Annotated in this window: 13 protein-coding genes; 4 read left to right on the plus strand and 9 right to left on the minus strand. The window is 42.0% G+C overall.

Annotated elements, in window-relative coordinates; genetic code table 11:
* Positions 1-1,020 carry an ABC transporter permease gene (locus tag ERX37_RS03885; RefSeq protein ID WP_133429321.1) on the plus strand — a complete coding sequence of 340 codons (1,020 nt, stop codon included), beginning with the start codon at positions 1-3 and terminating at the stop codon, positions 1,018-1,020.
* Position 1,021: 1 nt separating this feature from the next.
* Positions 1,022-1,708, plus strand: coding sequence for an ABC transporter ATP-binding protein (locus tag ERX37_RS03890; protein WP_133429322.1), 687 nt, complete (start codon positions 1,022-1,024; stop codon positions 1,706-1,708).
* 38 nt (positions 1,709-1,746) lie between these two features.
* Here the strand turns inward: ERX37_RS03890 and ERX37_RS03895 are convergent, their stop codons facing one another.
* Positions 1,747-2,271: a KUP/HAK/KT family potassium transporter gene (locus ERX37_RS03895; RefSeq protein ID WP_133429323.1), complete on the minus strand. Its 525-nt coding sequence runs from the start codon at positions 2,269-2,271 to the stop codon at positions 1,747-1,749.
* Positions 2,272-2,413: 142 nt separating this feature from the next.
* Here ERX37_RS03895 and ERX37_RS03900 point away from each other — a divergent pair, with 142 nt between their 5' ends.
* Positions 2,414-2,719 (plus strand): rhodanese-like domain-containing protein, encoded by a 306-nt coding sequence (locus ERX37_RS03900; RefSeq protein ID WP_306440568.1) that lies wholly within the window; start codon positions 2,414-2,416, stop codon positions 2,717-2,719.
* Positions 2,720-2,768: 49 nt separating this feature from the next.
* On the opposite strand, the gene ERX37_RS03905 is transcribed toward ERX37_RS03900, so the two are convergent.
* Entirely contained in the window at positions 2,769-4,049 is a 1,281-nt protein-coding gene (locus ERX37_RS03905) for a cytochrome P450 (RefSeq protein ID WP_133429324.1), read from the minus strand.
* A 15-nt stretch (positions 4,050-4,064) separates the two neighbouring features.
* Positions 4,065-4,955 (minus strand): hypothetical protein, encoded by an 891-nt coding sequence (locus ERX37_RS03910; RefSeq protein WP_133429325.1) that lies wholly within the window; start codon positions 4,953-4,955, stop codon positions 4,065-4,067.
* 151 nt (positions 4,956-5,106) lie between these two features.
* On the opposite strand from ERX37_RS03910, the gene ERX37_RS03915 reads away from it, so the two are divergent.
* On the plus strand, positions 5,107-5,319 hold the full coding sequence (locus ERX37_RS03915) for a PspC domain-containing protein (protein WP_133429326.1): 213 nt from the start codon (positions 5,107-5,109) through the stop codon (positions 5,317-5,319).
* Between the two features lie 35 nt (positions 5,320-5,354).
* On the opposite strand, the gene pknB is transcribed toward ERX37_RS03915, so the two are convergent.
* From pknB to def, 6 genes are read right to left on the minus strand one after another with little or no spacing between them, the layout of a single operon-like run.
* A complete protein-coding gene (gene pknB, locus ERX37_RS03920; protein WP_133429327.1) occupies positions 5,355-7,361 on the minus strand; it encodes a Stk1 family PASTA domain-containing Ser/Thr kinase in 2,007 nt (668 codons plus the stop codon).
* Positions 7,361-8,101 carry a Stp1/IreP family PP2C-type Ser/Thr phosphatase gene (locus tag ERX37_RS03925; protein ID WP_133429671.1) on the minus strand — a complete coding sequence of 247 codons (741 nt, stop codon included), beginning with the start codon at positions 8,099-8,101 and terminating at the stop codon, positions 7,361-7,363. The genes pknB and ERX37_RS03925 overlap by 1 nt, the downstream gene beginning before the upstream one ends.
* A 3-nt stretch (positions 8,102-8,104) precedes the next feature.
* Complete coding sequence (gene rlmN, locus ERX37_RS03930; protein ID WP_373282922.1) at positions 8,105-9,196, minus strand: dual-specificity RNA methyltransferase RlmN; 1,092 nt, start codon at positions 9,194-9,196, stop codon at positions 8,105-8,107.
* On the minus strand, positions 9,196-10,500 hold the full coding sequence (rsmB, locus tag ERX37_RS03935) for a 16S rRNA (cytosine(967)-C(5))-methyltransferase RsmB (RefSeq protein ID WP_133429329.1): 1,305 nt from the start codon (positions 10,498-10,500) through the stop codon (positions 9,196-9,198). The genes rlmN and rsmB overlap by 1 nt, the downstream gene beginning before the upstream one ends.
* Positions 10,493-11,419 carry a methionyl-tRNA formyltransferase gene (fmt, locus tag ERX37_RS03940; RefSeq protein WP_133429330.1) on the minus strand — a complete coding sequence of 309 codons (927 nt, stop codon included), beginning with the start codon at positions 11,417-11,419 and terminating at the stop codon, positions 10,493-10,495. The genes rsmB and fmt overlap by 8 nt, the downstream gene beginning before the upstream one ends.
* Entirely contained in the window at positions 11,412-11,897 is a 486-nt protein-coding gene (gene def, locus ERX37_RS03945; RefSeq protein ID WP_133429331.1) for a peptide deformylase, read from the minus strand. The genes fmt and def overlap by 8 nt, the downstream gene beginning before the upstream one ends.
* Between the last annotated feature and the right edge of the window lie 77 nt (positions 11,898-11,974).

Below are 11,974 nucleotides of genomic sequence, written 5' to 3' on the forward strand. Positions count from 1 at the left end.
ATGAAACTCGCACTGAAAGAACTGAAGTACTATAAGTTTAAATATGCCATGATTACGGCGATTCTGTTTCTGCTGGCATTCCTTGTCCTCTTTGTTTCAAGTTTAGCACAGGGACTTGCAAAAGATAATATCTCATTCATCGAACATCTTGACTCAAGTCATTATGTCATCAATCAAGAGGCAGATCATTCACTCACAGCATCTTCATTAAGTGATCATGATACTCACCTATTAACCAGCCGTCATATCCCGCTCTTAACTATGCAGATGGTTGCATTTGAAAGCAATAAAAGCGTTGCTGCGGTCTATATGAAAGGGGCAAATCCACAACTTATTGCAGGCCGTCTGCCTGTGAATGAAGATGAGATTGCGATAGACGAGTCACTTAAACAGGACTTCAAGCTGAATGATACGATGAAAGTTAAAAATAAAGAAGTGCATTTTAAAATTACCGGGTTCGTTAAGGATAATATGTACGCACACACCGCAGTAGGTTATATGACGGCGCCAGGTCTCAAACGTATCAATCCAGACATCAAACCGAATGTGGCAATCCTTAAATCACCTCAGATCTCTGGACTTAAAGAGGCAGAAGTTATCACAGATCAAGAGCTAAAAAAAGGAATAGCAAGCTACGAGGCAGAACAGTTACCACTCAACTTAATGATTATCTTTCTTTTTGTAATCTCTGCGATTGTTATCGCAGCATTCTTCTATGTCATTACAATCCAGAAAACAACCGAGTACGGCATACTGAAAGCAATCGGATTCAAGAACAAAAAAATAGCAGTAATGATTCTTATCGAAATTATGATCATCACCTCGATAGGGGTGTTGACAGCTATTGCTCTCACTTACTTGATTGCTGCACAGCTACCCGTGACGATGCCCTTCCATATTAATAATCAGCTGATTTTAATACTGGTTATGCTATTCTTTATTGTCGGATTGGCAGGCGCTCTGCTGTCGCTGATCAAAGTCATTCGTATCGATCCACAACTTGCATTAGGAGGCGAATAATATGTTAACCATCAATCAAATGACTAAAACTTATGGCCACGGTGAAACTGCAACACCTGTTTTAAAAGGCATTGATCTCGAAGTAAATGACGGGGAAATGGTTATTCTACATGGCTCCTCTGGCTCAGGCAAAAGTACACTTCTGACTATTATTGGAGGGCTGCTTACACCCACGACAGGCACGATCGAACTTAACGGCAGAAGCTGGAATGATCTATCCACTAAAGAGATGACCTCGATGCGCCTCCATGATATCGGATTTATCTTTCAGTCATCCCATCTCCTTCCCTACTTAAATGTTAAGGATCAACTGATATCTGTCGCAGAAGAAAAGGGTGTCAGTCTGTGTGATGCTGAACAACGTGCTGCTGCATTGCTGCATGATTTTGGACTTAGTCATCGTGCCCAGTCATTTCCAAATAAATTATCTGGCGGCGAGAAACAGCGGACTGCTATTGCCAGAGCTTTTATGAATAATCCTAAAATAATACTGGCGGATGAACCGACAGCGAGTCTTGACAAAGAACGTGCTTTTGAAGTAGTTGAAATGTTAAAAAGTCGCGTACAATCATCCCGCACTATCTGTATCATGATTACACATGACCAGCGTCTCTTTTCAATAGCGGACCGACTATTGATGCTGGATGATGGCGTACTCATTGAGCAAACCCATCAGATCAGAAGTTAAAAAGAGCGATTGCCTCAAAAAAGGCAATCGCTCTATCATTATTTCTTCGTTCGTTTGACCTGTTTAATCGGCGGGGACTTATAAGTCGACATCGAAATCGGCACCACTTCATAATGAACTTCATTAGACGGCAGTTCGAACCAGCGAATCGGTGAGGCAGTAAAACGTTTAAGAAAAATCTTAGCCTCAACAATCAGTCGATCACGCCATGCAATCTTCGCATCGATTGGCAGTTCATCCTGCAGAATAATACAGGAGAAGTCCGCTACCTTCATCGACGGATTAGTGCCATATGTTCTTTTCTGTTCAGGTATGCAGCCTTTTTGCAGCATGGAATGCGCGATCTGTTTAATATAGAGGTTGACATTCTGATGTATTCTGAAGCCCAGTATAAGCTGTACTTTGAAGACATTGTTCGTACCAAAATCTTCAATACCACCGTTCGTTTCAACGATTGCTTTCATGACGTATAAAGGAGATGTCCCGATATCACCATAAACAATTCCGATCGCAATGAGCATCATCGCAAGCTTAAAACGTTTAGAGCTATTTTCAGTTTTCATATCTGACCTCTTAATTTAATTTTAAAGTGCTTTACATATCATATGCCTGTCATACGCAATGTGCAATCCCCTTTTTTTGATATTACGCCTCTCCTTTCTGTATACTTAAATCAGCAACAAATAAATTTAAGAGGTGATTGTTTTGACAATAAAATCAGTGACGACAGATGCATTACAGGAAACACTTCAAGCAGGGACTGATGATGTGCTGATTGATGTACGCGAAAAAGATGAATTTGCAGCTGGACACGTTAAAGAAGCATTTAATTATCCACTATCTGAACTGGAAGAACGAGCAGATTCACTGAGTAAAGACAACAGTTACTATATCATCTGCCAAAAAGGCGGCCGTTCTCAGAAAGCTGCTGATTATCTGCACGATAAAGGTTATGATGTGACAAATGTTCAAGGCGGCATGGATAACTGGCACGGAGAAGTTGAATATTAAAATGTAAAAAACATCGTTAAATAATTTAACGATGTTTTTTAATTGACCCTTAACGTCGACGGTCAAAATTATTGCGGATATTTTCAATAATCATACCACTTTTCACCTGACCCGGTAATTTCTGGCGGTTAACTGTGAAGTCCTGAGCTGGAACATCATACTGGATTTCACGTGCAAAATATTTCATCGTCTCTTCCATGATGATGATCGTCATCCATTCACCGGCACAACGGTGATTTGTATAGTAGTCACCGCCACCTTGAGGGATAAGATCAAATGGACTGCCATCCCAGTTTTCAAAACGTTCTGGGTAGAACTGTTCAGCATTGTTCCATAATGATTCACTATGCAATGTACCGAAGATATCCATAATCACCATTGTCTCTTTATCGAATTTATAGCCATCAAACGTAAAGTTCTGTTTCACTTTACCTGGCAGGAATGGCACGAATGGGTAGTAACGACGAATTTCCTGTACAAATTTATATGCATAACTGTTGTCGTCCTCTGCAACCTTCACACGTTCTCCTGGGAACTCATGCATCGCAAGTACACCGAATGAGATAAAACGGTTGATTGCAACGAGTGGACGAATCGTGTTCATTAAGTCAATAGCTGCAAGACGAGAATCCATCTGTTTGCCATTCATATCTTTCCAGTGACTGAACTCATATAAACCTGACCCTTCTTCAGGGAACAGCTTACCTTTCCGCGTTAACTTGATCTGTTTCTCAAGATAATCTTCAACACGCGTACGTGCATCACGTGCTTTTTTATAGCCGCTGTAGACCGTACCGATTGAACCAAATGAATCAACCATAGAATTCATGTCTTTCGCGAACTGTTCCATGCGCTCCGGTGTATCAAAAGGCACATCAGCAAATCTGAAAGCTACTTTCAGGAGGACAAGAGTAGATTCCTCAAATACATTCACCTGTTCCTTACTTTGAAGGCGTGCAGTATCCTCAAACCAGTAGTTACGTGTTAATTTACGTAAATATTCCAGATTATTTTCAGTCATCAATGACATAAATAATGATTTTCTGTCTTTATGCTTAGCACCTGTCGTCGTATGGATTGCGCCTTTACCAAACAACGTTTTAACGATACGTTTCGGCAAAGTGCCCTGACGCTCAATTTTTTCGTTATCATAGAAGAGCTCAGCTGCCTCTTTACCACTGATAACGATGGCGCGCTTGCCCCCTAACACACGCATTTCAAATACATTAGAATTGAATTTTTTTGTACGGTTCGGGATAAATTCATAGCCTTCCTTGATCACATTCAGTGTTTGATCAAAACCTTTTACTTTTGGAATACGTTTAGCCATTTATAGTTCCTCCTGTCAACGATTTAATTGTTCTATTCCCTTATTTCTGATTGTATCAATATCACTGCTTAATTTTACCATAGTTCCCGGTTCGACTGTGCTGTCTTTACTTTCAGGATAAATGAAGAATTGATCATCCAGCCTTTTTTTATTGAGTATACCGGCTTGACCGTATGTTTCCTGGCCAACCAGCTGCTTCTTATCCAGCTTAGATGCAAAACGTTCAGCACTCCCTTTAGTGAGCGCATCGATGAGAACGATGGAATGAACAGGAAGCTTTTCAGTCATCTCATCAATACGTGTCTCAGTCATCACTCCGTATGCATTGCGAATATCAATGAGCTGGGGTCCTGATGCTGACATCAAGTAATGATAAAAATCACGTACATGATGGACGATGACTTCAGTGAAACCATTTCGTTTATAGACCTCTGTTTCTCCATTCTCATCGAATGCTTTTAGGTCGAACGTATATGTCTGATCCCCTCTCAGTAAAGCAGCCGAATGCTGTTTTTTTAATATCGGCAGCCAGTCCTGTCTGTCGACCAGCTCATTGAAAAGCAGTTTCTGATAGCGGTCAGATAGTTGCTGAACTGAATCTCCTGATAAATGAGTAATCTTATCGCCTACAACGAAGCGGTTGTCTCCAGTGACTGCTGTAACTATAAGCCCCTTTTCTGACCGTCTGACCCGGATACCGTTAGACCAGAATGTCTGATCTACAAAATCCAGAGATTTCACACCGAACTCGGATAAATAATCTACCATCACCTGCTGAAAAGTGAATGGGTTAGGATTTAATTTCGTGAAAATAGACTGATAGTTATCACTGATTGCTTCATCTTTTAAGCCTTGCTGTTCAAGAATGCCTCTTACTTCTTTGAATATCGTCAAATACTGCTGCATCACTGCCCCCCGTTCCACATTCTATTATACTTCTAATCTACTACCCCTAAAACATTGAACTCATACATTAAATATCAGAGAATTTGTAAAATAGTTTATCATTAGTAAAATATCATTTTTTATCATAAACTATAAAAAAGGAGTGATATCAATGAAGAAAAGATTAACCCGTTCCACTACAGATCGTTACTTAACTGGTTTACTCGGAGGTACCGCACGCTATTTCAATATGGATGCCACAGTAGTCCGCGTAATATTCATTCTTGTTTCGTTTCTCACAGTACATATCCCGACCTTCTTCCTTTACTTTGTCATCTCATTATTTGTGCCGAATGACACTGATGTCCACCCGGATGAATATTAATAAAAAATGGAAATTCCTTTAAGGAATTTCCATTTTTAAATATCATTATAATCAATTGTTTCCTGCTGAAACACCTTGCCGTCTACTTTGATAATGTATGAGCCTTCTTTCCCTTCAGCGATAGACATCGGTATGGTTATCGTTTCATCACCTTCAGTCGTTAAACTCTGATAAACCTTACTGATCTGATTGTTCTGATCACCGACAAAAACTTCAATGTTCTGTTTTCCTGTTTTAGCGGTGTCCGCATATGTGCCGCCATATGGTACAAGAACAGTTGATGTATAGGTTTTAGTTAAATCCGGTGCGGCTGTTTCAGGTGTCTCTGTCGTTGGTTTTTCAGTCGTCGGCTTCTCAGAAGTAGATTCAGTCGTCGGCTTCTCAGTGGTTGGTTTTTCAGTCGTTGCTTCTGGCCCTTTAGAAACATCAAAAGTAACCGTTGAACCAATAGGCATCATCATATAGACCGCACTTTGATTTACGATATGACCGGCAGCCACACGTGCATCATAGACTGAGTTATTCATTCTGACATTCATCCCTTGATCCTGCAGCTGCTTTTTAATTGCTTGATAACTCTGACCTCTATAATCTCCGATATAGAAATCATCTAATCCTTTAGAGACTGTAAATTCTATAGTGGTCTGTCCTGGTTCCACTTCTTTTCCCGCCTCCATATCCTGGCTGAGGATTGTTCCGCCGGTCTGCTCGCTGGCTTCTTCTTTAACTTTCACTTTACTGAATCCTGCTTTATAGAGACTCTCTTTAACTGTTTCGATATCCTGCCCTTGATAATCTTTTATCTTATAGGTTTCTTTACCTTTCGATACGATGAGATTAATCTTGGTCAGTTCCTTGACCTTTTCGCCACCTGAAGGAGAAGTGGAAATGATTCTGCCTTCATCATATTGATTGGAGAATTGTTTGCTGACAGTCCCTTTACTTAAATGTTCATCTGCAAGTAAAGCTGTTGCCTCAGCCATAGTTTTGCCGGTAACATCAGGTATAAAGCTCATTTTGGGCGACATCATATATGCAAGCGTTGCACCCATAAATAGTAATAAAGCGAGAAGCGGTAATAGAAGCATAAGAAATCGGTTTCTTTTACGAGGTTCGTGAGTCACTTTCGGCTGAGCTTTCTCTTCTTTTTCTTCCGGTTGTTTTGGTACAGTCTTAACTACTGGAATCATTCTCGTCTCATCATCCACTACTTTAAAACGCTGTTCTTTTCGGCGTGTTTCATCCAAGGCAGTCGAAATATCTTCATACATCGCTTCTGTCGTACGGTAACGTCTATACTTTTCCTTCAACGTTGCCTTGATAATGACATTCTCTATACTCTGCGGCACATCGTTAACAGCAGGTAGTGGTTCCTGAATCTGCTTAATCGCTATACTGACTGCTGACTCCCCTTCAAATGGAGGTCGACCCGTCAGCATCTCATACAGCACGACACCGATGGCATAAATATCTGATGACTCATCGATATCTTTCCCTTTAGCTTGTTCTGGAGACAGATAATGCACTGATCCCATAATATGGTTGGTCTGTGTCATGGCCGTTTCACTGAGTGCACGTGCAATGCCGAAATCTGTCACTTTCAGTACATGGTCTTTCGTCAGCAGAATATTCTGCGGCTTAATGTCACGATGAATAATCATATGTTGATGGGCATGACCGATACCCCGTAATATTTGTTTCGTAAACAGGATAGCTTCTTCTACCGTCAGCTTCCCTTGCTGATGAATGTAATCTGACAGAGTCGGTCCGTCGATATATTCCATCACTAAATAATAATGATGATCATCTTCATCCACATCGATGACTTTAACGATATTCGGATGGCTGAGAGTTGTCGCATTTTCAACTTCTCTCTCAAAACGCTGAATCGTTCTTTCTCTGTCATGTGCCGGAATGGTAATGACTTTGACGGCCACCTGCTGATTGAGAATCAGGTCATCAGCAAGGTAGACCTGACTCATACCGCCTCCACCGATAAGACTGATTAATTTGTAACGTTTACCGATTGTCTGGCCGAGCATTAGTCAGCACCCCCAAGTTCACATAGCACGAAGGAGATATTATCTCTCGCTTCACTGCTCAGAGCTAGCTGAAGTAAGGCATCGCCTTTTTCATCCAGTGCAAGCGGCTGACTTAACAGTTCATGAATTTTACTTTCAGCTGTATAGTCTGTCAGACCATCTGAGGAAAGTAATATATAGTCGTACCGATGAAGGTGATAAGTGAATATATCCGGTATCACACGGCGGTCTGTACCGACCACTCTTGTAATCATATTACGCTGTGGATGGCACGCTGCTTCTTCTTTAGATAATTCGCCCGCCATCACCAGATGCTGCACAAATGTATGATCAATTGTGATCTGTCGCATCTCTCGTTCATTGATTAAATAGCCCCGTGAATCACCGATATTCGCAATGATGATTTTATCTTCAAACAGCATGGCTGCCACTAAAGTAGTGCCCATGCCTTGATAAGTCATGTCCTCATGTGCTTCATCATAAAGCTGCCGATTAATATCCGCGATCTGCTGCTTCAGCCAGTCTTCTGCTTGATGTAGTTCAATCAGATTTTCAGATTCGAAAGCATGTTTCAAACGTGTAGCTACAAATTCACTGGCAATGTCTCCACCACTATGTCCGCCCATGCCATCACAGATGACCAGAAGTTTCTGACCTGTATGATTGATAAATACGCCACCAGCATCTTCATTGCAGGCACGGGTACGACCTGTATCTGTAAAAAAGCGTGCCTCCATTATCACTTACCTCGTTTCTTCTTGACGTTCTTTCGCTCTTAACTGACCACATGCCGCATCGATATCTGAGCCATGCTCACGTCTAATCGTTGCATTGATACCATTGCGTTTTAGTTCCTTCTCAAACTTGAAGATATCTTCTTTTGGCGTACGGACGTAATCACGTTCTGGAACATGATTGACCGGGATTAAATTGACATGACAGTTCAGATGCTTAATCAGTTTTGCAAGTTCTCTCGCATGATGAATCTGATCATTGACACCGCCGAAAAGACCGTATTCAAATGTAATCCGTCTGCCCGTCTTCTCTGTATAGTATTCAATAGCCGGCATCAGCTTATCCAGGTCATATGCACGGTTAATCGGCATCAGTCTTGAACGAACCTCATTATCCGCTGCGTGCAGACTGAGTGCAAAATTGATTTGCAGCTCTTCATCCGCAAAATCATAGATACGTGGTACAACACCAGACGTAGAAACTGTAATATGTCTAGCGCCAATATTAAGCCCGTTGTCATGGTTGATGATTTTTAGAAAGTCCATCATCTCTTCATAATTTTCAAACGGTTCACCAATCCCCATGATAACAACATGACTGACGCGTTCCTCTGATTCATCAAGTGCCATCTGAACGTTCAATACTTGCGCCACAATCTCTCCCGCTTCAAGGTTTCGTTTTAGTCCCCCGAGCGTACTGGCACAGAATGTACAACCAATTCGGCAGCCCACCTGTGTCGTGACACAGACAGAATTGCCGTAATCGTGACGCATCAGTACCGTTTCAATCGTATAACCATCCTGCAGTTCAAATAAAAATTTGATCGTGCCGTCCTTACTCTCCTGTTTAACTACTGTTTTGAGCGTTGTCATGACGTAATGTTCAGCCAGAAGTTCGCGTAATTCTTTAGAGAGATTGGTCATCTCTTCAAATGATGTCACGCGTTTTACGTAAAGCCAGTCAAAGATCTGTTTGGCACGGAATCCTTGCTGCTTATGATCAGCCAGCCAGTCTTTCAGTTCATCCAGCTGCAGTGAGTAGATTGAGGGTTTATCAAAGTTAGGTAAAAATTTATTTTTCTTTTTTTCGAGCAATGCCATTATGACACGTCCTTTCTTCTGAGCTTAGCAATGAAGAATCCATCTGCATTAAAGTCATGCGGTAGAATCTGCAATGTTTTGTGGGTCTCTCCTCCGAGCTCAATCGGTTCTATTTCAAAATCCTTATTTTCTTTTATGAATGAATAGACTACGTTTTCATTTTCCATCTGTTCAATGGTACATGTGGAATAAATCATCAGACCTCCTGGTTTCACTGCCTCTGCTGCATTCTTCAGAATATCCAGCTGCAGTGGCCAGAGGTTGTCGATATCTTTAGGTGACTTCTCGTATTTAATTTCCGGTTTGCGCTTCGCTACACCGAGGCCACTGCACGGTGCATCGACCAGCACTTTATCATATAATTTCTCAAATGGTGCCCGTGCATCATGAAGCGATATCTCAACATTAGTCAGTCGCAGTTTGCGTAAATTAAAATCAATCAGTTCAAGCTTGTGTTCATGAATATCATGCGCATCGATATGTCCGGTCTGATTCAGTCGTTCAGCCATATGACAAGTTTTCCCGCCCGGCGCACTGCACGTATCAAGAATGGCGTCCTCAGGCTGAGGGTCCATAATATGGGCGACCAGCATACTTGATGCATCCTGGATAGAGACAAGTCCGTCTTTAAAGAGCCTTGTCTGTACGATGGGTGGACCTTCAATAAACAGACATTCAGCCACAATATCTGATTGACGGACTTGATAGCCTTCAGTAGTCAATCTTTCAATAGCGTCAGCAACTGATAATCGTGTCGTATTAACACGTACACTCGTATCAGGACGCTCCAGCAGATTGCGACAAATTTTTTCAGTCACTTCTAAACCGAAATGAGTCTTCCAATGTTTAACCAGCCATAATGGTGTACTTGTCTCTATGCTCAGTCGTTTAAGATCGTCTTTAATATCATCAAGTGATCGTAAATCATTGCGCTGGAAGTTGCGCAGAATGGCATTCATCGTCTTGGCGCCTGTCACACTGCCACGGCGCTTAGTAATTTCCACAGCTTCATTGATGATGGCGTGATCAGGAATTTTAGTCAGATAGATAGCTTGGTAGACACTCATGAGTAACAGACGCTTCATCCAGCCTTTTAAATTCGCCTTAATGAAAGGCTCGATATAATATTCCAGTGTCAGCTTATGCTGCAATGTTCCGTAAACAAGTTCAGTGAGTAGAGCACGGTCTTTCTCCTCTACTTTATCCTGTTTGATGGCTTCATTGATCAGTAAATTACTGTATCCACCCTCCGCAAGAACCTTATCAAGGATATCCAGCGCGACAGCTCTGACATTCTTATCCATTGAACACCATTCCTTTCAAGTCCTTACGACCAGCAGCGAAATCACCTGCATTCATTTTCTTCTTACCTGCTGGTTGAACTTCAGTGAGTCTAATCGCTCCCTCACTCGCCGCCACTACAATCCCTTCTTTATCTGCAGCCAGAATTTCACCCGGTTTACCTTGTCCTTCTGCTCGTTCTGCCGACCAGAACTTCATATTCTGCCCGTAAAGTTTTGCATAACCGACCGGCCATGGTGATAGACCCCTTATGTGATTATGGACAACTGATGCGGGACGATCGAATGTGACCCATTCATCTTGACGGTTGATATTAGAAGCAAAAGAAACGTGTGCTTCATCCTGAGGAGTACGCGCATTTGTACCGTCAATAATGCTCGGCAATGTTTCAAGTAAGAGCGTGACGCCGAGTGCAGACAGTTTGTCATGCAGGGAGCCTACATTATCGTGCTGCTCTATCGGAATGGCACGCTGACTGATCACATCTCCTGCATCCAGTTTTTTCGCCATATACATAATGGAGACACCGGTCTCAGACTCGCCGTTTATAATAGCATAATGGATGGGTGCACCGCCGCGGTATTTCGGCAGCAGGCTCGCATGCACATTGATACAGCCGAGTTCCGGTGTATTCAATAAAACTTCCGGTAACAGCTGTCCATAGGCAGCTGTAATAATTAAGTCCGGTTTCAATTCAATCATGTGTCTCAGTTCATCAGAACCTGATAGTTTAACCGGCTGAAGAACCTCGATGCCTAATCTTTCAGCGGTCACTTTAACTGGTGGCGGTGTCATGACTTTTTTGCGGCCAACTGGTTTATCCGGTTGTGTGACAACAGCGATTACCTCAGATTGTTCTGCAACCGCTTCAAGTATCGGACTTGAGAAATCCGGTGTACCCATAAAAATAATTCTAGTCATTATACATCTCCTCCAGTTCTGATAGACTGACACTGCGCGTCATTTTCTCAGTGAAGAGATGACCGTACAGATGGTCAACCTCATGCTGTATAACGCGAGCGATATCATCGAATGCCGTCATCTCAACGACATTTCCTTTTAGGTCGTTACCTTTCAGTTCAATTTTTGTGCTTCTTGGCACTTCTCCGAATATATCAGGCAGGCTGAGACAGCCTTCTACATCTGACTCTACCTCTTCAGAATAATGGGTGATGACAGGGTTAATCAGCTGAAGTATGCCATCTTCCTCCATATCAACAAGAGCAACTTTTAAATCAACACCAATTTGAGGCGCTGCGATGCCGACACCATTAAATTCAAACATCGTATCTTCCAAGTCCATGATCAGCTGCTGTAGTGAGCGATCGAATTTCGTCACTTGCTTCACTTCCCGGTGCAGCAGACGATCGTTTTGGTCAATTAGTTTTTTTACAGTCATTTTAAGACCTCTTTTCGTTATATATGCATCATATTAGTATAAGGCAAAAGACTCTATGATAGCAAGTAACTGAGAAT

Source organism: Macrococcus hajekii (assembly GCF_004359505.1).
Lineage (GTDB): Bacteria > Bacillota > Bacilli > Staphylococcales > Staphylococcaceae > Macrococcus > Macrococcus hajekii.

Bases quoted from the DNA above. Each gene is read 5' to 3' on its own strand.
- def (WP_133429331.1), bottom strand. From the start codon at position 11,897: ATGACTGTAAAAAAACTAATTGACCAAAACGATCGTCTGCTGCACCGG.
- pknB (WP_133429327.1), bottom strand. From the start codon at position 7,361: ATGCTCGGCCAGACAATCGGTAAACGTTACAAATTAATCAGTCTTATC.
- ERX37_RS03915 (WP_133429326.1), top strand. From the start codon at position 5,107: ATGAAGAAAAGATTAACCCGTTCCACTACAGATCGTTACTTAACTGGT.
- ERX37_RS03905 (WP_133429324.1), bottom strand. From the start codon at position 4,049: ATGGCTAAACGTATTCCAAAAGTAAAAGGTTTTGATCAAACACTGAAT.
- rsmB (WP_133429329.1), bottom strand. From the start codon at position 10,500: ATGGATAAGAATGTCAGAGCTGTCGCGCTGGATATCCTTGATAAGGTT.
- rlmN (WP_373282922.1), bottom strand. From the start codon at position 9,196: ATGGCATTGCTCGAAAAAAAGAAAAATAAATTTTTACCTAACTTTGAT.
- fmt (WP_133429330.1), bottom strand. From the start codon at position 11,419: ATGACTAGAATTATTTTTATGGGTACACCGGATTTCTCAAGTCCGATA.
- ERX37_RS03910 (WP_133429325.1), bottom strand. From the start codon at position 4,955: ATGCAGCAGTATTTGACGATATTCAAAGAAGTAAGAGGCATTCTTGAA.
- ERX37_RS03885 (WP_133429321.1), top strand. From the start codon at position 1: ATGAAACTCGCACTGAAAGAACTGAAGTACTATAAGTTTAAATATGCC.
- ERX37_RS03895 (WP_133429323.1), bottom strand. From the start codon at position 2,271: ATGAAAACTGAAAATAGCTCTAAACGTTTTAAGCTTGCGATGATGCTC.
- ERX37_RS03890 (WP_133429322.1), top strand. From the start codon at position 1,022: ATGTTAACCATCAATCAAATGACTAAAACTTATGGCCACGGTGAAACT.